Below are 26,334 nucleotides of genomic sequence, written 5' to 3' on the forward strand. Positions count from 1 at the left end.
GTTGGTATTTTTGCTCGGCTTAAATTCGGTGTCAGGTCCACGGATGAGCGCATCTGCATCTGAATAGATGAAGGAGGACCAATTTTAGAGCATAGAGACAGATTGAGATATTTTTTGATCATAAGGGTGAAGACATTTAACAAAGATAAAACATGAACTATCACTTAGATCGCAGCGCTAACAGTAGCAACTTACCTAAAACTAAGAATAGCGCTCATAAAAAATATAGATACCAGTTATAGGTAATAATGTATGTACTAAAACATATATACTAAAATACAGGCATTACTAGATGCAATGGTAGCAAACCGTTTTTTTTAATCTATAGCAGAAACGTAAATATCTCTTAAAGACTTCAGGAATGCTCAATCATCATTGCAATCTCTTGTGGATTTTGACGTTACGCGATAAATCACGTTCAACAAACAAAGTGGTTTTTAGCGCCTATAAGCGTCCGACTGACGTCATACTACATTAGCTTATAAAAAAACCCATTAACGACTGCTCGTTGATGGGTTTTTTATACTTGGCTATCAGTTGTCTAAAACGTAGCAGGGATGGTTCCCATACGCTCACTGATTGGTTGACCACGGCCCAAAAGACTACTATAAATAGTGGCATTTTCCATGACATGTTTTACATAGTTGCGCGTTTCAGGGAAAGCGATTGTTTCTACGTATTGATCCGCCGCCAATGAACCGTACTCAGGTTGCCAACGCTTCGCATTGTTAGGACCCGCGTTGTAGCCTGCTGTCGCCAATACGGGTTGACGGTTTAACTTACCCAAAATATCGCCCATGTACCACGTTCCATAACGGATATTGGTATCGCCACTATTGGCTCGGCTGGCGCTGTATGTCTCGCCTAAGTTGCGAGCGATATATTTTGCTGTGTCAGGCATGACTTGCATCAAACCACTGGCACCGACGTTCGAGCGCGCCGAAGTCACAAAGCGGCTCTCTTGACGCATAATGCCATAAGCCCACGCCGGATCAATACCTGCTGACTGACTGTAACGTACCACGGCATCTTGGTGCGGCATCGGATGCGATAACGCCAAGCTGTCTACTCTGTCGGTATTGTCAATCGCATAAATTGCACGATCAAGCCAGCCCATATCATAGGCTTGACGAGCGGCAGCAATAATCAAGTTTTCATCACGCTTGTCACGAGCTTGCTTCACCGCCCAGTTCCATTCGCGGTTAGCATAGGCACGGCTGGCATCCGCATTGTATAAAGCAAAAGCACGCGCAAAGCTGCCATCTTGCATGACACGGGCGCGATCAGCAGGACTGACGTTCGGCAAATTATTACCGCCCAAACGGCTGGCATCAAAACGCTGACCGATCTTGTCTTTTGCCATCAGACCGTAATATTCATTACTTTTTGCCAAGTTCTGATACATTTTTTTGGCAGTATTGCGTTTATTAGCATCGCTTGATTGCTCATAAGCTCGTGCTAACCAATACTGCCACTGACTCTCTCTTTGGGTATCCGCGTCCATTTTTGAGATGGCTTCCACCACATCGTCCCAACGACCAAAACGAATCGCTGCCATGGCGTAGTCTTCTGCTTCTTCAAAGTTAAAATCATCGTCTAAACTATTACGGAACCAATCAACGGCCTCTGCATTGAAGCCATCATCGGTATTATAGTTCATGCGCTTAACCCCAATGATGCGATAAGCGTAGCGGCGGGTCTCATCATTCAACAGTTTAACTGAACGCTGATTGTCTTGCTTGATATCAAAATCCAACTGTAACGCTGCTTCTCGATAAGATTTATCCGCCACGCGGCCCATCGCATACAGGTAGAGGTATTGATTCATCTGATTGGCAGGTTCACGACCAAAACGGCTAAAATACGCAGAAGGATTTAGCTGAATCTCACTCAATGCTGAATAAGCAATGGGCGTACCAAGGCGCGATGATAACGCCATAATGTCGCCCGTTTTGCCTTTACGCAACATACGTTTGAGACGAGACGCGCGATCTTGATTACTAATCAGCGGGTTGTTATTCATCTCCATCGCTAATTGATCACATAGGGCTGGCTGCTTGAGCGTCGTCAGCCACACCTCAGACTTCGCTGCCATGGCGCGCATGGTGTCGCCGCCGTTATTGAACCCAAGCCCAATAGCGCAGCGTTCGGTGGCATCAGCATTGGTGATCAGGTTTGCCACTTGACGTACGGATGCATAATCATTGGCGCCCGCTTTGGTCTCGGCATAGTCAGTGACCAGTTTTTCTGCCATGACCGTATCTGGATATTGACGCACAAACTGCGAGACGGCCGCTGGGCTTTGCGAATTAAGATCCAAATTCATACGCCAGTACGTGGGATACATCGCAAACAGACCGCCACTCATCGCTTGCTCATAACCATAGAGTGCATTGACATCGCCGCGATCGGCGGCAATAGCGGCAGCTGTAAATGAGCTTACGCTGTTGTCTTGTTGGTAGCTGCCTGTTTGATAGCTGTCTTGCTGATAACTCTCAGGTTGATAACTGCCTTCTTGCTGGTAGCTTTCTTTATCTTCGCCCCATGTCAATTCCGCACAAGCCACTTGCGAAAATCCCAATGCACTGACAGCAGTCGCCACACTTAGGGCACTGACCCGCAGCGTACTTACTTTGGCACACTTTGAATCGCCATTTTGCTTGATCGATGCTTTGTTCTTAGTACTGTCTTTTTGCTGGATGCTATGAGCAACACGCGACTTTGTCATACTGACTCTCTTTATTATGATTCCCACCTGTGAATAGCGATTTGTTAAATACCGCTAAGCTTATGAAACTTATCATACTATAATCGTTGCACTTTCAACCATCCCCTTTACCTTTTGCTAATAAATACGATAGTGCGGTGTAACATAGAAGTGATAACGAGATGGCCGTAACAGTGCTTTTTGGTGAAAAGGGCTACTCAGACAAGTAAATAATTGATACTGTTATAAATAATCAATCGTAGTGACTGCTAATTGCTCATGCTATTTTTTCACTTTGGTGAAGGGTTGTGATAAAATACGCCACCTGTTAATCGGCTACCCTGCTATATTTTTAGTCAATCATGGACTTACCCTTATGAGTGTTACTGTATTCGACCCCCGTACCAATGACGCTGCTATTGCTGAAACAAACGCAGTCGCGCCTGCTGTTACTACACTCAAAGAACCCAGTTCGGCTCAATCGCCTGTCCAAACAACCGCTATCAAAAAGGTGTTTGTCACCACCCAAGGTTGTCAGATGAATGTTTACGACTCAGGTAAGATGCTTGACGTGCTGGGCGATTCGCATGGTATGGAAGTGACGCACGATATCGATGAAGCCGATGTATTACTAATGAATACCTGCTCTATTCGCGAAAAGGCACAAGAAAAAGTCTTTTCAGAGCTGGGTCGCTGGCGCAAGTTAAAAGAAAAACGTCCCGATCTCGTCATTGGTGTGGGCGGCTGCGTGGCCTCACAAGAAGGCGACAATATCCAAAAACGCGCGCCGTATGTCGATATGGTGTTTGGTCCGCAAACCTTGCACCGTCTGCCAGAGTTGTATGACCAATCAAACGAGCAGCGTAATATCTCACCGAAGAACCGTATCGGTACTATCGATGTCTCATTCCCCAGCATTGAAAAGTTCGATTTTTTACCAGAACCTAGAGTAGAAGGTTATAAAGCCTTTGTGTCTATCATGGAAGGCTGCTCAAAATATTGCTCATTTTGTGTCGTTCCTTATACCCGCGGCGAAGAGTTATCGCGCCCGCTTGATGACGTGCTCGCTGAGATTGATAGCCTTGCCGCACAAGGTATTCGAGAAATCAATCTGTTGGGTCAAAACGTCAACGGCTATCGCGGTGAAAAAGACGATGGCAGTATTTGCCGTTTCGCTGAGCTATTGCATTATGTCTCACACGTCGATGGCGTTGAGCGCATTCGTTATACCACAAGCCACCCGCTAGAGTTCACCGATGACATTATCGATGCTTATGCGCAGTTGCCAGAGCTGGTATCACACTTGCATCTGCCAGTACAAAGTGGCTCGAACGCGATTCTTGCTGCCATGAAGCGTAACCACACCATTGATGTTTATATTAATCAGATCAATAAGCTCAAAGCCATTCGTCCTGACATTCATTTGTCTAGCGACTTTATCATTGGCTTCCCCGGTGAAACGGATCAGGACTTCCAAGATACTTTGAACTTGGCGAAAGAATTGAACTTCGATCACTCTTATAGCTTTATCTACTCTAAGCGTCCAGGTACGCCAGCGGCAGAATTGCCAGATGATGTCAGCTTTACCACCAAAAAAGCGCGTTTGGCTGAATTTCAAAAAGTCATTGTCGATTCAACCCTTGCTAAAACGCATGAAATGGTCGGCACCACGACTCGCGTATTGGTCGAACAAATCGCCAATCGCCATCCTAATTGCTTAATCGGTACGGCAGACAATACGCGTACGGTGATGTTCCCGTATAACGAAGAGCAAATGAATGAGTTGCTCGGTAAAATCGTCAGCGTGCGTATTACTGATTTCGTCAGCCCGCATATGGTGAAAGGTGAGTTAATCGAGGTATTGGCTTAACCATTACCATAGAATTATCAGCCAATAAGAAAAAGACCGTTCGCTACGATAGTGAACGGCCTTTTTTATGTATTTATAAATTAGGAGTCGCGGTGCTCCCTGCCAAAATACCGCCATCAATCGTCAGCTCAGTGCCCGTCACGTATTTTGACTCATCACTGGCCAAATAAAGTGCCGCATAAGCCACGTCCATAACATCGCCCATATACCCGAGCGGGATGTCTTTGCTAATTGCCTTGATCGCGTCTGCTCGCGCACTGCCTTCTCCTAACATCGCATCCCACATCGGCGTAAAGATAGCGGCGGGATGGATGGAGTTGCAGCGAATATCATAGCCATTTTGCGCACAATATAAGGCGACGGATTTGCTATGGTTTCTGACGCCCGCCTTACTTGAGGCGTAAGCGGCTGCTAAAGGAATGCCAACCATGCCGGAGCGAGAAGAGATATTAACAATACTTGAGTGACCGTTTTTATCGGTTGGACGATTTTTCATCAACGCGATTGCGGTCTTACAACCTAGCGCTACGCCATCGAGATTGACTTGATGTACCTTGTGCCAACTTGCCATATCCAAATGTTCAGGATCATGAGCACCTATAGTCTCCAAAAATCCAGTAATACCCGCGTTATTAACTAAGATATCTAAGCCTTGGTATTGCTGCTCAATATATTGCGCCGCTTTCTGCCAATCGCACTCACTTGAGACATCCAAATGCCTGTATTCTGCTGGCTTTGATCCATGCCATTGTTGCCGCTTTTCATTAACATCATGACAAGCATGCCGCCCTTTCTCATCATTAATATCACTGAATAGGACCGTTGCGCCTTCTCTGACAAAAAGTTCAGCAATCGCTTTGCCAATGCCCTGCGCCGAACCTGTGACCAATGCCACTTTATTAAGTAATCTCATAAAATCCTCCTTTATATGTGTTCAATCTTGATCTAGATGTAGTCAACCTAAAGTAAAAGTGGTAGACAAGGTTATCATGTTCTACTGGTACAAATTTTTCTCGCTGGCTGTTCGCGAGCGTGACAGATGCTTCGTAAAATTTATCCCAGTAGAACCGTACGCTTCTTAAAGTGAATAACTAAAATGATAATGCGCAACTCGTAAAATTTTTCTTGCGCCTATTTTGCCAACCAATCCATTTGCCGTAATTGCTGCTTGGTTTCGCGGCGACGCTTTTTTCGAACGATATCGATGTCTTCTTTTTCGTGAATACCGCCTTTTCGCAACAGCGGATCAAGCGCCAAATAATTACGCGGTTTGACAGTGCCTAGCGAGTGCTGCGCACCTGTCGCAGATTGCTGTTCTAACTGTCGCTCAATCTGTTTGGCCTTTTTTAAGGTTTGCTTTAAGCTCATATGGTTACCTATACTTTTAATTCTTATTAGATACCAATGCCGAAAATCGTCTTAGCAAGGAAAACGAGTGCCAATTGTACATCTAGTACATTAAGCGAGTTTGACGATGCCAAGAGGATTTGCAGGCTTGGTATTAACCTTTAATACACATGACTTGCTTCAATGTATGCACCACTTCAACCAAATCCGCTTGATTGGCCATCACCTCATCAATGTCTTTATACGCGCCCGGTATCTCATCGATAACGCCTTTATCTTTACGACATTCGACGCCATCGGTTTGCGCCTTTAGCTCATCGATGGTGAACGCGCGCACAGCTTTGCCTCGGCTCATTTGCCGCCCTGCCCCATGTGAGCACGAGCAAAACGACTCGTCATTACCCAGACCACGCACAATAAACGATTTTGCGCCCATAGAACCGGGGATAATACCAAGCTCTCCCGCGTAAGCACTGATCGCACCTTTGCGCGTCACATAAACCTGCTCGCCAAAATGTACCTCTTCATTGATATAGTTATGATGGCAATTGATGGCTTCTTTGGTAAGCTGAAATCTTGGCAACTTTGCTTGTGGCGATTGCAACGACTTAATCACCAATCGCATCATCTCGCGACGATTTTCTAGCGCGTAATCCTGCGCCCAACCCACCGCCTCGACATAATCGGTAAAACTGTCTGAGCCTTCAGCAAAATAAGACAAGTCTCGATCTGGTACATGACCAAAACGCGATTGCCGCTCTTTTTTGGCAAGGTTAATAAAATACTGACCGATACAATTGCCAATACCGCGACTGCCCGAATGTAGCATCACCCAAACATCGTTGTTTTCGTCCAAGCAAAGCTCAATGAAATGATTGCCGCCGCCAAGCGTGCCCAGCTGCTTTGCCCACGTACGCTCAAACCCTCTTAGCATTTTGAGTAAACCTGGATGCTTATCGGTAATAGGTTTGAGCCGCTTGCCCAGCGGATCAAGGGTCGAGTTTTTGGCTTGAATTTGCTGATGCATGTTAAAGCCGACCGGCACTTGTTGCTCGACGACAGAACGCAGTGCCTTTAAGCTATCAGGCAAATCGCTTGCCGTCAGTGACAAACGGACCGCATTCATGCCGCAACCAATATCGACACCGACCGCCGCCGGAATAATGGCGGACTTGGTCGGAATCACGCTACCGACGGTCGCGCCTTTACCGACATGCACATCGGGCATGACCGCAATGTGCGAATGGACAAACTCTAACTGCGCCATATTGCGTAATTGCTGTATCGCGCCTTGCTCAATATCGGTGGTGTAAATTTTGACAGGGACGCCATGCTTGCTGTTTTTATTTAATACTAATTGAATACTCATTGTTTATGAATTCCATTTTTTTATTTTTAAAACCATACGGCCTATTTTTTAAATCATTTTTAAAATTTTAGACATTACTTATTCCTCTCAATTAAACGATACGTTTAATAAGAAATAAATTTGTGAATAATAAATTTTAGACAATAAAATACGCGTTTCTATTAATTAGAATCAATAGAAAATATGGTCATTTTATTATGAACGTTTTTTAGGAAAGGTTTTATCGTATCAAAATACCCACGCATAAATATAAGCGCACAGAAAATACTTAGCCAAATAATGGCTTAAGCAATTTGATTGGTCAGTACGATAAAAGAGTGGTATATAAAAGCAGAATAGCAGACACAAAGTTGCTTAGCGCAGTCAGTTAGGACAAGCGCTGTGACAACATCGCGTTACTATTTTGGATGCAACGTACTTAGAAGGAGATAGAGTGAATCAGTACAGTTAGCCACTTGTTAAATTCGTTGATACTTAGTAAAAGTTGTATCAACCGATAGCTAGGTAGAGATTCAGCCAAACCTTTTCGAAGTCATCATTGCTGTCATGCTTCTCATACATCCAAACTTTAAAAACGTCTTGATAGTTCTATAGGACACGATGATTCCTCCGTAGGTTATGGCGACTGTCAGGGCGACAATAGCGAATTAATTGAATTGGTTTATATTTAAATATACAAACCAGTGCGCTTATAATAACGATTTAAAAAATTATGTCAACTATTTATTTAATGGTTGATAGATAAATATTATAAAATTATCATTAAATTAACTTTTAAATAAGAAATAATATTTTTTAAACCATTAAATCTTTGACAACATCCGCCAATAAAGCAGCGGCAATTAATATAAAAATAACACCGCAACCACGATTGAGCCAAGCCAAGCGATTGCCAACATCCAGCCAGCTTGCCAGCTTTTTACCGCCCAGCGTATACACAATCTGCCAAATGGTTTCGCTCATGAACAGTCCTATGGTCAAGAAGACATATTGTGGCCAAAGCGGTGCACTAAAATTAATGAACTTAGGAAAAAAAGCGGCGAAGAACAAAATGGCTTTTGGATTGGATAAAGACACCCAAACCCCTGTCCGGAACAGTGTGGTATTGCTAGGAGACGTTTTGACCGCTGCACTAGAGAGTGAGCGCGGCTTGGGCGCGGCATCAGGCACAGGGGTCAACGACGAGCTGTCTGCAGGCGGCATCGTACTAGGATAGTCAGCAGCGACCTCCTCGCTCATCTCGCGGGCATCTTCCATTAAGCTGCCTGTGCCCGCCTCCCGCCAAGAGCTGATACCCAAATAAATTAAGTAGGCAGCGCCGACAGCCTTGATAATGGTCAATAGCCAAGGCGATTGACGGCTGATGACATCCAATCCTAATAAGGTTGAGAGCAGTAAAATAAACAAACCGAGACTCAGACCCGCCAGCGTCCACAACGTACGTTTGACGCCATAATTCATACCATACTGAAACGCCAGTAACATATTCGGACCTGGGGTCGCTGAGACAAAAAATGTACTTGCAAAAAATACCGCAAACAGATGCCAAGACATCAACCAACCCCTACTTTACTGTTAAAATCTGAGCTTAAAAAACCAAGCTTAGAAATAGTTTCACGAAAAAATAAACACCGTCATCAAGACGGTGTGTTTTGGTAGGTTTTATAGTAACTTATATTCAAAACGAACGTCTAGTTTTTACAAAGATTACTTGACCGTACAGCTGGTCAATAGCTTCTGTAAAAAGGCATCACAGCGCTCAATTTCATTAAGTGCCACATACTCATCGGCTTTATGAGCCTGCTCAATACTACCGGGTCCACAGATAATGGTTGGAATACCCGCATTGGTAAACTGACCACCTTCCGTAGCATAAGCCACTTTATGACGTTCTTCATCGCCCGTTAGCGCCGCTATCAGCGCTTGTAGCTCGCTGCTATCATTATCGGTCATGGCAGGGACGCTCTCTTCTTGCACAAGCTCAATGCCCGTCTCTGGCGCGCGCGTCTGCATTTGCGCACTCAGCTCTGCAACCTTTGCTTTGATTGGTGTCAAGATATCGTCTTGCGTCATGTGCGGCAAGTTGCGATAGTCAAAGGTAAACTCACACAGATTGGGCACGATATTGGTCGCTGTACCGCCTTGTATAGTGCCGACCGATAAGGTTGAATACGGCACATCAAACAAAGCATCATTGTCTTCGCGGCCACTGATTTCTTCTGCCAAGGTATCAACATAGCCAATCAAACGACTGGCATAGCTGATGGCATTCACGCCTTGCGCCGTCAATGATGAATGCGCCGACTTACCATGGACGCGGCATCGATAAACCGCGATGCCCTTGTGTGCGACGACCATCGCCATATTGGTCGGCTCCCCAACGATGCAATAATCAGGGGTGATACCGCGTGCGTTTAGATCGGCCAATATCAATGGCGCACCTAGGCAACCCACTTCTTCATCGAACGACAATGCGAGATGCAAGGGACGACGTAGCTGACCGCTATTTGATAACTGCACCGCCTTCGGTAATAGCGTCAACGCACAAGCGATGAAGCCTTTCATGTCACAAGCGCCGCGTCCGTATAACTTATCGCCACGAATCGTTGCGGTAAAGGGATCTGACGTCCACTCTTGACCATCGACTGGCACCACATCCGTGTGCCCTGACAGTACAAGACCGTTATCCACTTGATCGGCATTTTCGCCAGCTGCTACGGTCACAAATAAATTGGCTTTGTTTTTGGCGTCGTTAAAAGTCAAATCCACTGTCAAACCCAATTGCTCACAGTACGTTTGCACATCCTCAATAAGCGCTAAGTTTGAGTGGCGACTGACCGTATCAAACCCAATCAGACGCGTGAGCCAATCGATACTTTGGTCAGGGTAAACCGTATCGGACTTGGTTTGACTGGCACTATCATTGGTATTGTTCATAGTCATAAAACATCCTTATCACGATATTAAAATAAAAAGGCTAGGCTTGTTGGAATGAGCGCTGTTGTAGCGCTTTGACGTCCTCATCTAAGCCTGCAATAGGACCTAACACTGATACATTCGGCGCTACTTCTTGAATAGATAAAGTGGCAACTGGCGAGGAAGACTCTACATTCATCTCTCTCATCCATTCGCTTAACTGTTTTGCAGAGCTGATATAAACGATACGCCCAAGACCAGCCCAAGCATGAGCCGCCGCGCACATTGCACAGTGCTCACCTGAGGTATACACCACTGCGTTTGCACGGGCAGCAACCGACAGGTTTTGAGCCGCCCATTTTGCAATGGCAATTTCGGGATGATACATCGCATCGACGGTATTCACACGGTTACGGTCTTCATATAATATCTGACCCTCACCGTCCACCAACACACTACCGAATGGCTTATCGCCTGCTTCTAACGCGTCAGCGGCAAGCTCAATACAGCGGCGCAGATGTTGCCTATCATTATCAGTTATCATCACGCTCTCCATTTGACCTTATTGTTACCGAACACCTTTATCATATAGCCGATTCACTTTCAAAAGAACCTAACGCCGCTCAGATAAATTTTTCGAAGCCACTGACAAGTAACTTGTACAGCAGTTAGAAAAAATTATCTATGTAACCTGCTAGTTGACGTCTGTATCTTTTGTCTTGGGTTAACTATATAACGCGTCATCTACGACGGATTGTTTTGGTTCATAATATCAATGACAGGCGGCATAGGTTTGGGTAATTTGCCTTCGGCTTGTAACTCTTTGGTGGTTTTGGCATTAATCGCTAGTCCAGAGATAAGTGCAATGTCTTTGACAGGTTTGCGCTTACGAGTAGCAAAGCTCACGGGTACCATGCGTGCAAACTCATAAATATACAAATACGACTCTTCACCACCCTCAAAATCTTCATCATCTTCAAGGCGAATGGCACCAATCTTAGCCAAATCCGACAGCATCTCGTTCTCTTCGCTGGTGAGGCCACAGTCGGTAATACCAAAGCCCGTCATAAACCCGTTTGCCCACTGTTTCAATGCTATCACGCGCTCGTATAAATCGTGTTCATCATCAGGGACGAGTGGCGTGTACGAATAGGCATCGTCTTTGTCTTTAAGTTGGAACACCGTGTCTTCCGCTTCTTCCGCTAACAAGGTCAATGCCGGCTCCGGTAATGGCGCAAAACTCAACTCTTCAAATACCTTCGCCCATACTTTTTCATCGGGCGCATTGCAAGCCGTCATCAGCCCCGTCATCAAGCCATGTACCTCACTGATGGACACATCCGTCCAGTCATCAAAAGCGGTAAGCCAAGTATTCCAGCCTGAGATATTGTCATTCATAATAGATGTCCTAATGATTAATTATTGCTTATAAAATAAAAACGGTCGTAGCGCTTTGCCCTTAAAAACAGGACACTCACCAACCGTAAAAAGAGCGAGCCCAATACGTGCGATTACTTTGTTGATATAGATATTATGCGGTCACCTATGGCATTATTAAACGCAGAGAACAAAATTCATTCACGCTTACTTGTTAAGGATAAAAACTGACTATGTATGATCAACTTAGACTATTAGAAAAAACGATACTCGACATCAAAAAGCAGTATCAGCTTGTCAGTGCTGAACTTAGCAGCCTCAAACAACATCCCGTTACCGATACCGAAGAGCTGACTACCTTAAAGACCAAGCTCAATAGCAGCCAAAAAGAACGCGACGATGCCAAAAAGCATTTAAACGATCTCGATAAGCGTTATCAAAGTCTGGCAGAAGCGCATCATATGATTGGTGAAGAGCAAGATAAGCTGCAAAAACAAATCGGCCAATTACAACAACAAAATAACGAGTTGCAGCAGCATAATAATGAATTAAGACAGCGGTATCACGATATCAAACAGAAAAATAACGACTTACAAAAGAAGAATCAGTTAGCCGCTGAGCGCACACAGGTGGTATTGAAACGTTTAACCCGTATTGACCAAGCAGAAGGTTAATTAACGGCTTTATTCACACTAGTAATATTTTATATAGTCGGCCCATTTTACAAATAGCACGGTTCTACTAAGGTGAATTTTTTGAAACATCTGTCACGCCTGCGAACAGCCAATGGGAAAATTTATTCTAGTAGAACATGATGACCGCATCTAACACCTTTATTTTAGATTGACTATATTACTCACTTTACTGACCAGACATTGTAGGATTTATCATGACCGATGACCAGACCAAACCTTTAGACAAAACACCGTCGAACACCGCGGTTCAAAATACTGCACCAGCTCAAAACACTGAATCAAAATCACAATCCGTCGCTACCAATAGCCCAGGAACGACGCTGTCCGCTCAGGCTAAACCAAGTGTCAAGAGCGCACCTGAGCCCCAAATCAAAAAAGTCGATATTGCGATAGCTGGCGTCACTTATCCTATCTATTGTCCTGTCCATGAGCAAGAAGAGCTACGCTCGGCCGTCGCTTATATCAATAACTACGCGCTGGATCTGAGACAGGATGCGCCAAGCCTGAGTCAAGAAAACCTGCTCGTCCTATGCTGCTTGAACTTATATGAAAAAATTCATGCCAATCAAAGAAGCGATGAAGATCGTGTGCAAAACGACAAACAGTCTGAAGCCTTACTCAATAAAATCATGAAAGACGCTCAGTCCATTCTTTAAGCTTAAGTGACAGTGTGCAACAGACAAGCGCCTAGCTGAGCAAGCTAAGCGCTTTTTTATATTCAATTATCCTCCTGCTTACGCATAAGGCTTATAAGTTTTGCCGGCATGGAAGTCAGCTTGATGCTCATAATTGCAGAAAAACAATGTTTTATTGCTGTCAACATCCTGACCCTTTTCGGCATCTATTATCGAGCTGTCTGTACTTAAATCTTCTGATACTACGCTGGGTTTGGTTTCAAGAACACCGCGGTACTCTGCCAAACTGTTGCCACAAAAATCACACTGGCGCGGCGTGGTCACATCCCCTTTTTGGGGCATCATGCTTTTGGGCGGACGTGGGTACATAAACTTATAAAACGCCCACATTGACGCCCAGATAATGAGAATTATAATAATAACGCCAAACATGACGGTGCTCCTTTGGCTATGGATAAACGCTATACAACATAATCGCCACTTAGCTGGCTCTCATTCAAAACGTTTTAACAGGTCTTTTCAACAATGCTTGTTAACAGTATAGCGCAACCCTCAATCAAGATGACAGCACAATGACAGGACAATGACAGGACAAGCGTGCAGCTTAGGCGTTTGCGGTAACGGACTGATTGTCGCTCAAGTATAATTTAAAACAAAAAACTGGCCTTGATAAGCCAGTTTTTATAGGTGAGAGATTGTCTTATCCTACGCCGTTTTTTGACGATTATATCTGCAATTCACTGATGTCGGCGACGGTTAAGAACAACGCGCGCACCTGCTTTAACAACGCTAAGCGATTGTTTTTTAGCGCCGCATCTTCGCTATTGACCATCACACTCTCAAAGAACTGCGACAATGGCTCATCCAAACTGGCCAGCGTTTGCAGGATTTGAGTATAGTCAGCACGTTCGAGAAGCGGCTCGACCGCTGTCTGTGCTTGACGCACACTATTGTACAAGTTTTGCTCATCAGGCTCGGACAGTAGCGCTTCATCCACGGTATCAGCGACGCTTATCTCTGATTTGGCCAATATATTGGCCACGCGTTTGTTCGAATCCGCCAATTTTGAGGCTTGTGACAGCTCGCTAAAGGCTTGTACTGCCCGAATACGCTGATCAAAATCGAGTGGCATGTGCGGGTTGATCGCTTGTACCGCTTGGATGGTATCAACGCTAACCCTTTGCTCAGTGTACATAGCACGATAACGTGAGTTCAAAAACGCCATCACTTGGGTGAAGGTGTCGCCCATTTTGGCAATCTTACTGCCTTCGACACTGGTATAGTTTTTAATGGCTTGTTCGACCAATGCCACCAGATTGATTGGTAATTGCTTTTCAATCAAAATACGTAAAATACCAATCGCTGAACGACGCAAGCTAAACGGATCTTTTGAGCCCGTTGGCGCTTGATCGATGGCAAAAATACCGACCAAGGTATCCAAGCGATCTGCCAGTGCCAAGCAGATACCAATTGGCGTCTGCGGTAACACATCACCACTGAATTTGGGCAAATATTGCTCTTCTAAACTTGCCGCGATGGTTTCTGTCTCACCATCTAAGCGCGCGTAGTAAGTACCAGCGATACCCTGCAATTCAGGATATTCGCCAACCAACGAGCTTGCCAAATCGGCTTTGGACAATATCGCTGCACGCGCCGTTTCATCCACGCTGATATCACGACCTTGTTGCTGCATCAAAGTCGCAATGAAGGCCGCCAGCTTGGCAATGCGCTCAGACTTATCCCAAATCGTACCCAGCTTGTCTTGGAATACGCGCGTTTTTAGGCTTTCTGTGAGTGCAAACAACGGCTGTTTTTGATCTTGTAAGAAGAAGAACTCAGCATCAGCCAGACGTGGACGCACAACTTTTTCGTTGCCCTCGATGATTTGCTGGGGATCTTTGGATTCGATATTGGTAATAAAGATAAAATAAGGCTGCAACTTACCCGCTTTGTCCGTTAAGCAAAAATACTTTTGATCGGCTTGCATGGTAGAGATAAGGGCTTCTTGCGGCACTTGTAAAAAGCGTACTTCAAAACTTGCACGTAACGCCACTGGAAAATCGACCAAGGCGGTCACTTCGTCCAACAAGTCTTGCGGAACAATTGGGTCAGCGTTGACCTCGTCTGCCAGCGCTTTGACTTGATTCTTAATCAATGTCTGACGCTTATCAAAATCTGCCACGACTTTTAAATCGGCTAACAGCGATTCATAGTCATTGGCATGCGCAATGTTGTGATAGTCAGGACTGTGGAAGCGATGACCACGCGTTTGCGTGCCCGTTTGATGACCTTGGATAATGGCATGAATCACCGCCTCATCTTGCATCAAGACGACCCACTGTACAGGACGGACAAACTCGTTGCGGCTAGCACCTGAGCGCATGCGTTTGGCAATCGGCAGATTATCCAGTGCGGTCTGGAAGATAGCAGGTAACAGTGTCGTGGTCGCTTGACCATGAATGGTTTGCTCATAGCCCACATAGTCACCTTTGTCGGTGTTAATGGTCATAAGCTCGCTGGCATCAATGCCCAAGCCTTTGGCAAAGCCCATGGCAGCACGCGTTGGATTGCCGTCGCTATCAAAAGCGGCCTTAATAGCAGGGCCTCGTTTTTGCTCAGTGCGGTCTGGCTGCTTATCACCAATGCCCTGAATCTGAATCGCCAAACGACGCGGTGCGGCAAAGGCTTTGATATTGTCAAAAGTGATCTCTGCTTCTTGCAATTGCTCAGTGACGCTCGCTTGTAGCGCATCACGTAGCGTTTTTAGGCTTTTTGGAGGTAATTCTTCACACCCCAGTTCAAATAGAATAGTACTCATGGGATGCTCCTATTGCTTGTCAGTCGGTTGGTTATTGTTGGTATTTTCTGTTTTTAGTTCTAGGCCTTCTGTAGCAGCTTCTTTTGGCAAATACTTATCAAGGGCGTCCTGACGATGCGCCTCATCGGCCAATGGGAAACCTAACTTGGCACGGGCTTCGACATAACCAAAAGCAACCTTACGTGCTAGCGTACGGACGCGCAAAATAAAGCGCTGACGCTCAGTGACTGAAATGGCACCGCGTGCATCGAGTAAGTTAAACGCATGTGAGGCCTTTAACACCATCTCATAAGCCGGTAGTGGCAAGCCTGCGTCGACCAATTTATCTGCTTGCGCTTCATAAAAGTCGAACATCTGCCCCGTCATGGGCACATCAGCGTGCTCAAAGTTATAAGTAGACTGCTCCACCTCATTTTGATGAAACACATCGCCGTAAGTCACGCGGCCAAACTCGCCATCTGCCCACACCAAGTCATAAACGCTATCGACGCCTTGCACATACATTGCCAAGCGCTCAAGACCATAAGTGATCTCGCCTGTGACGGGGAAACACTCTATCCCGCCCACTTGCTGGAAATAGGTAAACTGAGTGACTTCCATACCGTTTAGCCAAATCTCCCAACCAAGACCCCACGCACCAAGCGTTGGCGACTCCCAGTTGTCTTCAACAAAACGCACGTCATGCACCAAAGGATCGATACCAATCGCTTTTAGAGAGTCCAAATACAGCTCTTGAATATTGGGCGGATTGGGTTTTAGCACCACTTGAAACTGGTAGTAGTGCTGGAGACGGTTTGGGTTGTCACCGTAGCGCCCATCAGTTGGGCGGCGTGAGGGCTGTACATAGGCGGCGTTCCAACGCTCAGGCCCTAACGAGCGTAAGAACGTTGCGGTATGAAAAGTACCTGCACCAACTTCCATGTCGTAAGGCTGCAAAACCACGCAGCCCTTATCAGCCCAATAGTTCTGTAAGGTGAGAATTAAATCTTGGAAGGTCATTGGCTGGGAATCTTTGTCTTGTGTCATCGGGATGGTCGCTTCGGATGTCATAGTTTGGGTTTTCATAGTAAAGCCACTGTGGAATGAATAAATAAACCTTTGATAGCACTCGTATCGCCTATTTGGCAACGATTCTATTTGCCTGCTCACCTTACTAAAAATTGACTATTTTATCCATATTTACGTTAACTAAATTTGCTTTATAAGTATAAATGCTTGCTGATACGTCTTATTTTCCCTTATATAGCCGTATAAGAAGCTGCCAAATCCTTAAGCAAAAAAATACCCAGATGCGTTAACATCTGGGCAGGAGGAAAAGTAAATCTCTGTTATCCTGATGAGTCAGGCTTTTTATTTTTCGAAGGACTTGCATGGTCAAGCTTTTACTTCTGAACGAATACTACAATTTTTGCTAAAACTTACTGCTTACTGATAAGACTGATTATTGGCTTTGGGCATGATAATCCATAGGATAATATAAATTAAAATACCGGGAACTGCTGCGCTCAATGAGGAAATCACAACGAACAACACTCTGACCCAAGTTGGCGACCAACCGACATATTCTGCAATGCCGCCCATTACACCCGCGATCATTTTGTGGTTATCTGAGCGATGTAATTTTGCTAACTTAGACAAATCAATTACCTCTCTATTATTTACTATTTTGGTATTTATTATTCTTGGTTTTTTCTTTGTGTTTTTGCTCTGTGTTATGGCTTAAAAATACTAACCCTTTGCAACTTACAAATAATTATATCAACCATTTTATATTTAACTGTTTAAAATGTAGACGTGCTTTGTGAGTTTATGCTACGCAAACTTGCTTCAATCTATCATAGCCCCTCATAACCTGCTGATTTTAAATAGTTATTTCAAAATGTTTCAAACTGGCTTTTGTTGCTCAAATCTTACTTAATAATTACCTCTCTCCTCTTAATTATCAGTTTAATCAAATAGATAAGGGGCGTTTATCTTAACTCATGAACAATAAAACACCCTATGTCTTAAAAATGATTCACCATAAAAATGCTTTAAAAAATAATGAAATAAGACCGATGTTTACAATAACCTACCTGTAAATCGTCTCGAACCTTTATACCATGCTGTTAACTCACTCGAATATAAATGATTGACTATAAAACTGAGTGGGAATACAGCGACAATGAGGTCAAATATGTACGACACAGGATTGATGATTGGGCATTTTGAGCCCCTACATTTGGGACAGATGCGCAGCATATTGGATGCGGCAGGACAAGCAAAGAGCTTACATATTGTTATCACGGCGCACCCATCGCCGCATCCAAACTTTACGATCACCTTACAAGACAAAGCGCGTTGGCTACAGATGGCTTGTGCAGATTTACCGTTCATTCATATTCATACCACCAATGAGATAACGCTACCCCTGCACGAGCACTTTGATAATGTGAATGACGAGGCTAGCATCGATAGAAGCATTGATAAAATTAGTATTGATAGAATGAGCATTGATGTGCCTGTTAGCAATGACAAATTGCGACGTTTGATAGAAGCCTTGGCACTGCCTGCAGATACGGTGTTGTTCATGGCTGATAACCATCCACTCACCAAGAGTGATATTAGAGATCAGCTGTGCTTGCAAGTTGTCACGACCCCGCTACAACCTGAATTTGACTCTTATGCTATCTCTCGCAACCCTATCGCTCACTGGTCAGCCATTCATCCACAAGCACGTGGCAACTATACAAAAACGGTCGCCATCGTTGGCGGTGAAAGCTCAGGTAAGACCACGCTGGTACATAAGCTAGCGAACTATTACGGCGCCAGCTTTGCGCTTGAGATGGGACGACTGTACGTCGGTACAGATTTGGGCGGCAGCGAGGTTGGGCTTCAATATAGCGACTATGGACCGATTGTACTCAATCACGCCCAAGCCATCCGAGAAGCGGTAGCCCATGCGACCGCTCCTGTCACCATCATTGATACGGATTTTGTCACCACGCAAGCATTTTGTGAAGAATATGAGGGTCGTACCCATCCTTTTGTGGCGGCGTGTATTGATGAGTGTCGTCTAGATTACACGATCATGCTCGATAACAATACGCCATGGATTGACGATGGGATGCGCTCTTTGGGGACACCTGAAGCACGTGGACGTTTTGAGCAGCGATTGATTGACATTTTTGCCCGTCACCATATCCAACCGCATATGATTGATCAGCCCGATTATGATGCACGCTATCGACAAGCATTATTGTTTATCGACCAACATATATATGGTAAAACGCTATAAAACAGACCATACCATTAATACTTATCTTTAGGAAATAAGCGCCATGCGTATTCAGCTATTAGACAACATCACCGGAAAATGGGCGATGCAATGGATTGTCATTTGGTTCATTTGTGGGGTCGCGGCCTTATCCACAGGTTTTTGGCTGACCACAGAACACACCACGCTTGATATGTTTTATTTGGGCGTCTCTTTTGTTGGTCTGCTCTGCGTGGTGTCCCTATCATTTCGCAAAAACGTCATGGGCAATGGCCTTGGCATGGCGGCAACTTCCGGCGAAGTCATTGTACAAGCCACTTCTGGGGCTGTGGGATTAATGCTGGCGCCACTCTTTAACTTCTTCACGCACGTATATGGGATTTTTTATTGGTCAAAGCATACCGATCCCAATGGTGACATGATACCAAAAAGTGCCAACAAAGCCGTTTGGCTAATCACAGCGATATTCATTATTATTGGTCTTGCCCTTTTCCCCACGGTGAATAATTTATTAGCCAGCTATGGCTATGTCGTCGTGGAAGACGACAACAGTAAATTCTTAGGCTTTATTTCTTTCTTTTGGATCAATGTGATCGCATTTGTCTTATCCATTACGGCGCAGGCCGCGATGATTTTGCGCTACTCGTTCAACTGGTGGTTATGGATTGTGGTTAACTTTGTCTGGCTCATCGTCAATCTGATGTCTGGCAATTACATCTTTGCCATTCAAACCATGATTTATCAAATAAATGCCTTTATCGGTCTTTATGAATGGCAGCGCAGTGAGCAAGCGCAAAGATTGTAATCGTACGGTTGTTAAAATCGATACCTTAACTGTTACCTCAATAGCTACAAGAATAGCCGTAAGCGATTGGCATAAATTTGCCTTGCTTGCGGCTCATACAAAGGCAGCGTGACCTTCATTCGAGTCGCTTTGGATCACTTGTAAAGTTAGTCGACGATAGCAAAAAATTAAGGCATAAAAAGGCTGAGAAAATTAGAAAAAACGTTACGATGATGGCATCAAGAATATTGGTGAAATGCTAGGATTTGACTGCGCCGTCTATCAGATAGCATGGTAGATTGGCTCAATTAATGCTACAAATGATAGTACGAACCCTTTCACTATGGATAGTGAGTGTTTGTTTCTTATGTCATCTACTAACAAGGAGGTTAGTATGTCTCGCAATCGTCAACAACGACTATCTAAACGCACACTTGAGCAGTGGCTCAGCGAGTATGCGGTCAGTCATCAAAACTTGATTAACAAAAAAATCCACTGGCTCTGTGTGCCGACTATCTTTGTCAGTTTACTTGGTATGGGTATGTCACTGTCTGTTTGGTTTACCCTTGTGCTTAGCGCTTTGGTATTGTTGTTTTATATGCGTTTGTCTACCCCGCTGTTTTTGGCAATGGGCATGTTCATTCTTATTTGTTTATCAATCATGGCAGTATTGCCGTGGGGCTTTAAAATCTGGGCGGGCATTTTTATTGTGGCTTGGATTGGACAGTTTATCGGTCATAAGATTGAAGGAAAAAAACCGTCATTCTTTGAAGATTTACAATTTTTATTGATTGGCCCTGCATGGGTGGCTAACAGTCTTATGCGCTCTAAGCAGTAGTTATCGTCAATCTTAAAGAAGAGCCTTGCAACCGTTATAATATACTACAAAAAGCGCCACTCAACGCATGGCTGAGTGGCGCTTTTTGATTTGCATCAAGCTGTTTGGTTAGGCACCAAATACTTTCATGCGCTCTTCAACAGGTTTGAACGATTTGTCGCCTGCTGGCTGCTCAATACCGCCAAATACCATTTGCGCTTTTAGTTCCCAGTTTTCATCGATGTTCCAAGTGTTGGCCACTCTTTCATCAATCACAGGATTGTAATGCTGTAAATTTGCACCGACTTCGATACTGGCCAGCGCTGTCCAGATCACATATTGATGCATGGCATTGGTCTGCGTTGCCCACACTGGGAAGTTTTCTGCATACAGAGGAGCCGCTTCTTGCATGCCTCTAACGACTGCTTGGTCTTCAAAGAATAAGATAGTACCAGCGCCATTTCTAAAACCAGCGATTTTTTCTTTGGTTGATTGGAACGCTTCTTCATCACCGACGATGACACGCAACGTCTCTTCCGTCATGTCCCACAGCTTATTGTGATCTTCACCAAACAATACAACGATGCGCGTTGACTGTGAGTTAAACGATGATGGCGTGTGCAAAATAGCATGCTCAACCAGTTGAATAACCTCTTCGTTAGCGACTGGCAACTGACCATTTAGCGCATAGATCGAACGACGTTTTTCTGCTAATTTCTGTAGTGTTTTTAGATCTGACATAGTATTGCTCCACGTTGTTGATATAAATTATTTAAATCGGGTTAATCATTAGAATTAACTTATTAATTTAAGGCTGTGCTTTGAATTTGCTCCATTATGGTAGCAATTTATGCAAACCTATATTCTTTTTTTGTAAAATAACTTAACCAAAGTCTAACTTATAAAAGTTAAATTAATAAATCATGTTTGGTTATTTTAACCTTTGAAGCCTTTAGGTAGCTCTGGTGCGGGTAGACGTTCCATAGTCGAGTCAACCTCACCAAAACGCTTATGACCATTGTTCCAGTCGATAATAGATTGCTCGAGTTCTTGTTTATTGTCAGCGACAAAATTCCACCATAGTAGCACTTTATTATTTAAAGGCTCACCGCCGATAACCATCAGTCTTGTGCCTTTTTTTGCCGCCAGCTTGATACCACTGCTATGGGCAATATCCGAATCATAGAAGCGAAACAATTGATCTTTTTCGCATGTACTGCCCTCAGATTCAACCTTCCCTTCGATGACCAAAAGACCGTATTCAAAATTTGGCTCTAAATTGAGTGTGACCTCGCCATCTGCTAAAAAATTCACATCGATACCGATCATTTTTGAATACTGTATGGTTGGCGCTTCATAATACTCGCCTGTCACGCTGGTATAACGACCTGTGGTAAGAATCATCTCAGCGCTATCCTCACGCCACGTAGGCAGCTGTGGATAATGATGGAAGCCGCGCTCGATTTGTTGATCGGTCGGTAGCGCAATCCATAGCTGTACCATACTAAGACCACGCGCGGCATCTGGTGAGCCGCCCGTCTTTGGAAAAATGCTTTGCTCGGTATGGCTGATGCCTTGCGCTGGGCCCGTACCGGCGGTCATGACATTGACTTGGTTTTTGGCGATGACTTGCTCATTGCCCAAACTGTCTCTGTGCAGCACCTCGCCATTTAACATCCAACTAAAGGTTTGCAGATTAGTGTGCGGATGACGACCCACTTGTATACCCGACTCATCTTCGTCAAATTCTACAGGGCCGGCATGATCCAAAAAACACCATGCACCAATTGGTTGGTGACCTCTGTTAGGTAACAATCGAGCGATTGGAATACCGCCAACACTTGCCAGCCTTGGATTTAGGGTTTTGATCGTCATTGTTACCTCTTATTATTCAATAATGGTGTACATCATAACGCTATAGTCAATCCAATATAAAAAAGGCACAGCGAGAATGGGACTCATTTTTTGATGTCTCTGTATGCGAAGGCACAGCAAGCAAGCAAGAAAAATTGGTTTCAGTCTCGCTCTATCGTTTCTTGTATCCAGTTTATTTAGGATCAACTATAACATTGGGGCTAATAGCTGTCTCAACCAATGGCTTGAATCAGTAGCTAAGCAAGGTTATCTTTGCAGCAAACTATCATGGCAATACCATTAACAAGGCTTAAACTTATCTAAAAATTTCTAAAACGCCATTGGTACTTCCATAACTAGCACCTTGGCATCTGCTTCTACGTCCATGGTAAAACTTTCAGTGTCCCAAACACCCAGACCATCCCGAGTCTCTAAGACGCTGCCATTGACCACTACCGTACCACTGATAACGAAAATATAAGCGCCATTGCTCGCATCTTTTAGGTGATAAGTCTGTGTCACACCGTTATCAAAATCACCCATACTGAACCAAGCGTTTTGATGAATCCACACGCCAGCATCGTCAGCGCTGGGTGACAACACTTGATTGAACTCGTTCGGTTGCATGATGTCAGTCATGCAAACTTGTTGATAACGAGGCTTGACGCTCATTTTGTTAGGGATGACCCAAATCTGTAAAAACTTAACAGGCTCACTAGCATCGCCATTCATTTCACTATGCGTGATGCCAGTCCCTGCCGACATAACTTGGATTTCACCCGTTTCAATAATGCCTTCATTACCAATATTATCGCCATGAGCAAGCTTACCAGATAACGGAATACTGATAATTTCCATATCGCGATGTGAGTGCTTCCCAAAGCCTTGCCCGCCGATGACGAAATCATCATTGATGACACGTAAGGCACCAAACCCCATACGCTCAGGATGGTGGTAATTGGCAAAACTAAAAGTGTGCTTGCTTTTGAGCCAGCCGTGGTTGGCATCGCCGCGAGAGTCTGCTGCATGGTAGATTGTCTTCATAACAACTCCTTTTTTATGCGTGAGTTAAAAACTCACCGCTTGTTATTTAAGGTTCTCTGAACCATGGCGTTATTATATTTGTTGTTTATAAATTGATAAACGTCCATTTTTGCAATTAACTATTCTCCCTTATAGAACAATAACAATTCTGTTTGCCTAACCAGCGCTTAGCATGTGTTAAAACGTTGGCGATGGCCAACGGTTAATAGAAAATGATTAATAGCTAATAGAAAATGGCCAATTATTCTCAACCTATCTCACTCAAAAACGACTCATCACGTGCCAAGAGCGCCAAATACAATACTGGCAACACGAACAATCCTACTGCCCAAAAGCTCAGCTTAAGATATAAGAGCGCACCAACCAAAGCCCCAATCAAAAAGCTAAACACCAGTGCAGCGCTATGTCCCAGTTTTTTGGCATTTTTAGGCGTGCGATTGTTCACATAATCGGTCAAATTAATACCCAGTTGCGTGGTGTTGCCCGTCATCAATACCGTCGGACTCATATGTTTGATCAACGTTTTACTCGCCGTGTTGCGTATCGCAAGCGCGATCAAACCAAGGCCACCTGTCAATGCCACAGTAATACTGCCTGCATCCGTAAAAGGCTGAAAGTACAGACCTGCGATCATAAATGCCATCAAAAAAGCCGCTTCAGCAAGGAACAAGTGACTCAATATCAATTCGCGCTTTTGACTCTTATCAATAAAAGTCTTGGTCACCATCACAGTTAACACAAACAATGGCAAGGCCGCCAGCTTAATCCATAAGCCATCCTCACCTTTAACCAATCCACTACCTGCCATCACTAAGTTGCCCGTGACATGAGCCGTAAAAAACCCAAATAAAGCGATAAAACCAATGGTATCAATCGCTCCGCCAACCACGGTCAGTAGGACAGGCGCTCGATAACGCTGCCAAAAACTTGGCGGTGACTCATTATTAGCCTGAGTGTTGTTTTGATTACTCTTGCTCATACTGGATTGATGGTTATTGGTCTGGTCAGATATTGAGTTAGGCACTGGCACTTCCTACAAATTTAACCAACTCATCGATGAATTTTTGTAGATACGGTTGGGTGCGTGCGCTGACGCATCTCCCCTCCGTCAAACTATCTGTTGCGTCGCTAAGATAGACCTCTGGGCTGACCCTCATTGGTGCTGCGAGCATTTGCGACACGATATATGCTACAACCTGACGGTTGATTGTTTCTTTTCGCAAACTATCAATGATTAAGGCAATTTTTATTGATGCGCTCATAGGGATAGTGATTCCTTATTTAGGATAATAAATGGCACTAAAACCAGATGTCGGTAAATGCTTTAATCAAGCGTGCTTGCAGTATAAGCGTTGACTATCGCAGGATAAACCTCAATAATTACAATTGTCAGTTCTTGTTTTTAGAACAATTTTTTAGCAGCGTGTTTTAACTAGATATTTTAGAAGAAGAATAAGGCAGTAGACATGGGACAGTTAGAGGACATGGCAATGTTTGTACGCATTGTCGAAGCAGGTAGCATCACCAAAGCGGCAGAGCAGTTAAACATTGCCAAGTCTGCTGTCAGTCGTCGTTTAAAAGAGTTAGAGACGCGGCTTGGCAGTCAACTTATCAGCCGAACCACGCGCCAATCGCATCTGACCCAAGCGGGTGAGCAGTATTATCAGCAAGTAAACAATATATTAAATGCAGTCGATACGCTAAATGAGCAAGCCAGTGACGAACCTACCCGTATTGAGGGCACCTTAAAGATCACTGCGCCTTTGTCATTTGGTCTTATGCATTTGAATGATGTGATTGATGAGTATGCCACTCAGCACCCCACTCTTAATTTTGAGTTGGATTTTTCTGATCGGCACGTTGATCTGATCGAAGAAGGGTATGAATTGGCGATTCGTATTAGAGAGCTACAAGACTCAAGCTATCAGGCAAAACGCTTGGCACTCATTCGTTATGCACTCTGCGCCAGTCCTGATTACTTGAGTAAAATGGGCGTACCTGAGACGTTAAAAGATTTAGAGCATCATGAATTTTTGCAATATGGTCTTGGCAAGACAAGCACCCTTGAAGTCATCGATGCCCAAGGCAAAAAGCACAGCCACACGATTAACGCCAAGGTTAAAGCCACCAATGGGGAGTTTTTGGTCGATCTGGCCGTAAAGGGTCACGGCATCACCTTTATACCGACCTTTATTGCTTATCAAAAATTGGCGAAAGGTGAGCTGGTGTCTATCCTTCAACAATATGAGCTACCGACGCTTAGCGCTTACGCCGTTTATCCAAAAAACCGCTTTTTGTCCCAGCGTTGCCGCTACCTAATCGATTCTATCGCCGAGCGTTTCGGTGATAATCCATACTGGGATAATTTTTGATCAACCAATTCGCTCAGCCTTAACAATATCATGGGCTAATGTCATGAGCAGCTGCTTTACTTTTCTACTCAGTAATTGCAGCAATTTCTCCGATCAGCTTTTTGGTCTTATATCTTGCTTCAGCCAGCGACATTTTACTTTGAGCGACCACGGTCAAGACGCAAGGTTTGCCAATATAGTCTGTTTTGACAAACAAGATGTTTCCCGAAGTCGCCTCAACGATCGTGATATCGCACGTGCCTTGCTTCATTTGCATGGCAGATGAGTCACTAAGCGCTGCTAGGGTGCTACTCATCGCCGCAAACTTATCAGCTTGATTGCTCAGGTCGCTGATTGAAAAGCAACTGATCGGAAAGCCATCTGTGGTACACAGACTGGCCAATACGATTTCTCTATTGGCTTCACACAATGCTTTCATATGTTGTAAAAGCGCGGTCTTGGCTGGTGATTTTTCGTTTGATGTCGTCATATCT

At 44.4% G+C, this 26,334-nt stretch carries 25 protein-coding genes; 7 read left to right on the top strand and 18 right to left on the bottom strand.

Going from position 1 to position 26,334, the window contains the following annotated elements; translation table 11 throughout:
* Positions 1–541: 541 nt before the first annotated feature.
* Positions 542–2,728, bottom strand: a complete 2,187-nt coding sequence (locus AAJP47_RS02900; protein ID WP_346716394.1) for a lytic transglycosylase domain-containing protein — start codon at positions 2,726–2,728, stop codon at positions 542–544.
* Positions 2,729–3,083: 355 nt separating this feature from the next.
* Here AAJP47_RS02900 and miaB point away from each other — a divergent pair, with 355 nt between their 5' ends.
* Positions 3,084–4,577, top strand: a complete 1,494-nt coding sequence (gene miaB, locus AAJP47_RS02905) for a tRNA (N6-isopentenyl adenosine(37)-C2)-methylthiotransferase MiaB (RefSeq protein ID WP_346716395.1) — start codon at positions 3,084–3,086, stop codon at positions 4,575–4,577.
* Positions 4,578–4,650: 73 nt separating this feature from the next.
* Here the strand turns inward: miaB and AAJP47_RS02910 are convergent, their stop codons facing one another.
* The 7 genes from AAJP47_RS02910 to AAJP47_RS02940 form a co-directional block, all read right to left on the bottom strand.
* The gene (locus AAJP47_RS02910; protein ID WP_346716396.1) at positions 4,651–5,490 is read right to left on the bottom strand and encodes an SDR family oxidoreductase; all 840 of its coding nucleotides are present in this window, start codon (positions 5,488–5,490) and stop codon (positions 4,651–4,653) included.
* Between the two features lie 218 nt (positions 5,491–5,708).
* Positions 5,709–5,945, bottom strand: a complete 237-nt coding sequence (locus AAJP47_RS02915) for a hypothetical protein (RefSeq protein ID WP_346716397.1) — start codon at positions 5,943–5,945, stop codon at positions 5,709–5,711.
* Between the two features lie 133 nt (positions 5,946–6,078).
* Complete coding sequence (locus AAJP47_RS02920; RefSeq protein WP_346716398.1) at positions 6,079–7,293, bottom strand: RtcB family protein; 1,215 nt, start codon at positions 7,291–7,293, stop codon at positions 6,079–6,081.
* A gap of 795 nt (positions 7,294–8,088) precedes the next feature.
* On the bottom strand, positions 8,089–8,847 hold the full coding sequence (locus AAJP47_RS02925; RefSeq protein WP_346716399.1) for a LysE family translocator: 759 nt from the start codon (positions 8,845–8,847) through the stop codon (positions 8,089–8,091).
* A 153-nt stretch (positions 8,848–9,000) separates the two neighbouring features.
* Entirely contained in the window at positions 9,001–10,236 is a 1,236-nt protein-coding gene (argE, locus tag AAJP47_RS02930) for an acetylornithine deacetylase (protein ID WP_346716400.1), read from the bottom strand.
* Positions 10,237–10,270: 34 nt separating this feature from the next.
* Positions 10,271–10,753, bottom strand: coding sequence for a deaminase (locus tag AAJP47_RS02935; protein WP_346716401.1), 483 nt, complete (start codon positions 10,751–10,753; stop codon positions 10,271–10,273).
* A gap of 200 nt (positions 10,754–10,953) precedes the next feature.
* Positions 10,954–11,607 carry a UPF0149 family protein gene (locus tag AAJP47_RS02940; protein WP_346716402.1) on the bottom strand — a complete coding sequence of 218 codons (654 nt, stop codon included), beginning with the start codon at positions 11,605–11,607 and terminating at the stop codon, positions 10,954–10,956.
* Positions 11,608–11,819: 212 nt separating this feature from the next.
* On the opposite strand from AAJP47_RS02940, the gene AAJP47_RS02945 reads away from it, so the two are divergent.
* Both AAJP47_RS02945 and AAJP47_RS02950 read left to right on the top strand, forming a co-directional pair.
* Entirely contained in the window at positions 11,820–12,260 is a 441-nt protein-coding gene (locus tag AAJP47_RS02945) for a hypothetical protein (RefSeq protein WP_346716403.1), read from the top strand.
* A gap of 215 nt (positions 12,261–12,475) precedes the next feature.
* Positions 12,476–12,937 carry a cell division protein ZapA gene (locus AAJP47_RS02950; RefSeq protein WP_346716404.1) on the top strand — a complete coding sequence of 154 codons (462 nt, stop codon included), beginning with the start codon at positions 12,476–12,478 and terminating at the stop codon, positions 12,935–12,937.
* Positions 12,938–13,015: 78 nt separating this feature from the next.
* Here the strand turns inward: AAJP47_RS02950 and AAJP47_RS02955 are convergent, their stop codons facing one another.
* The 4 genes from AAJP47_RS02955 to AAJP47_RS02970 form a co-directional block, all read right to left on the bottom strand.
* Positions 13,016–13,348: a hypothetical protein gene (locus AAJP47_RS02955; protein ID WP_346716405.1), complete on the bottom strand. Its 333-nt coding sequence runs from the start codon at positions 13,346–13,348 to the stop codon at positions 13,016–13,018.
* 292 nt (positions 13,349–13,640) lie between these two features.
* Entirely contained in the window at positions 13,641–15,734 is a 2,094-nt protein-coding gene (gene glyS / locus AAJP47_RS02960) for a glycine--tRNA ligase subunit beta (protein ID WP_346716406.1), read from the bottom strand.
* A 9-nt stretch (positions 15,735–15,743) separates the two neighbouring features.
* On the bottom strand, positions 15,744–16,733 hold the full coding sequence (gene glyQ, locus AAJP47_RS02965; protein WP_346716568.1) for a glycine--tRNA ligase subunit alpha: 990 nt from the start codon (positions 16,731–16,733) through the stop codon (positions 15,744–15,746).
* A gap of 426 nt (positions 16,734–17,159) precedes the next feature.
* A complete protein-coding gene (locus AAJP47_RS02970) occupies positions 17,160–17,372 on the bottom strand; it encodes a PspC domain-containing protein (RefSeq protein ID WP_346716407.1) in 213 nt (70 codons plus the stop codon).
* 538 nt (positions 17,373–17,910) lie between these two features.
* On the opposite strand from AAJP47_RS02970, the gene nadR reads away from it, so the two are divergent.
* The 3 genes from nadR (at position 17,911) to AAJP47_RS02985 (ending at position 20,612) form a co-directional block, all read left to right on the top strand.
* Positions 17,911–19,011, top strand: coding sequence for a multifunctional transcriptional regulator/nicotinamide-nucleotide adenylyltransferase/ribosylnicotinamide kinase NadR (nadR, locus tag AAJP47_RS02975; RefSeq protein ID WP_346716408.1), 1,101 nt, complete (start codon positions 17,911–17,913; stop codon positions 19,009–19,011).
* Positions 19,012–19,054: 43 nt separating this feature from the next.
* Complete coding sequence (gene pnuC, locus AAJP47_RS02980; protein ID WP_346716409.1) at positions 19,055–19,795, top strand: nicotinamide riboside transporter PnuC; 741 nt, start codon at positions 19,055–19,057, stop codon at positions 19,793–19,795.
* A gap of 373 nt (positions 19,796–20,168) precedes the next feature.
* Positions 20,169–20,612 (top strand): Mpo1 family 2-hydroxy fatty acid dioxygenase, encoded by a 444-nt coding sequence (locus AAJP47_RS02985; protein ID WP_346716410.1) that lies wholly within the window; start codon positions 20,169–20,171, stop codon positions 20,610–20,612.
* Between the two features lie 108 nt (positions 20,613–20,720).
* Here AAJP47_RS02985 and AAJP47_RS02990 read toward each other — a convergent pair whose 3' ends face one another.
* The 5 genes from AAJP47_RS02990 to AAJP47_RS03010 all read right to left on the bottom strand — a co-directional run bounded on the left by AAJP47_RS02990 (position 20,721) and on the right by AAJP47_RS03010 (position 24,751).
* A complete protein-coding gene (locus tag AAJP47_RS02990) occupies positions 20,721–21,332 on the bottom strand; it encodes a nitroreductase family protein (RefSeq protein WP_346716411.1) in 612 nt (203 codons plus the stop codon).
* A gap of 195 nt (positions 21,333–21,527) precedes the next feature.
* Positions 21,528–22,466 (bottom strand): pirin family protein, encoded by a 939-nt coding sequence (locus AAJP47_RS02995; protein WP_346716412.1) that lies wholly within the window; start codon positions 22,464–22,466, stop codon positions 21,528–21,530.
* Between the two features lie 309 nt (positions 22,467–22,775).
* The gene (locus tag AAJP47_RS03000; protein WP_346716413.1) at positions 22,776–23,489 is read right to left on the bottom strand and encodes a pirin family protein; all 714 of its coding nucleotides are present in this window, start codon (positions 23,487–23,489) and stop codon (positions 22,776–22,778) included.
* Positions 23,490–23,736: 247 nt separating this feature from the next.
* Positions 23,737–24,468 carry a YoaK family protein gene (locus AAJP47_RS03005; protein WP_346716569.1) on the bottom strand — a complete coding sequence of 244 codons (732 nt, stop codon included), beginning with the start codon at positions 24,466–24,468 and terminating at the stop codon, positions 23,737–23,739.
* Positions 24,469–24,505: 37 nt separating this feature from the next.
* Positions 24,506–24,751, bottom strand: coding sequence for a hypothetical protein (locus tag AAJP47_RS03010; RefSeq protein ID WP_346716414.1), 246 nt, complete (start codon positions 24,749–24,751; stop codon positions 24,506–24,508).
* A gap of 204 nt (positions 24,752–24,955) precedes the next feature.
* On the opposite strand from AAJP47_RS03010, the gene AAJP47_RS03015 reads away from it, so the two are divergent.
* The gene (locus AAJP47_RS03015; RefSeq protein ID WP_346716415.1) at positions 24,956–25,861 is read left to right on the top strand and encodes a LysR family transcriptional regulator; all 906 of its coding nucleotides are present in this window, start codon (positions 24,956–24,958) and stop codon (positions 25,859–25,861) included.
* Between the two features lie 64 nt (positions 25,862–25,925).
* Here the strand turns inward: AAJP47_RS03015 and AAJP47_RS03020 are convergent, their stop codons facing one another.
* Positions 25,926–26,330 (bottom strand): roadblock/LC7 domain-containing protein, encoded by a 405-nt coding sequence (locus AAJP47_RS03020; RefSeq protein ID WP_346716416.1) that lies wholly within the window; start codon positions 26,328–26,330, stop codon positions 25,926–25,928.
* Positions 26,331–26,334 lie beyond the last annotated feature (4 nt).

The sequence above is a fragment of the Psychrobacter halotolerans genome (genome assembly GCF_039680845.1).
Classification (GTDB): Bacteria; Pseudomonadota; Gammaproteobacteria; order Pseudomonadales; family Moraxellaceae; genus Psychrobacter.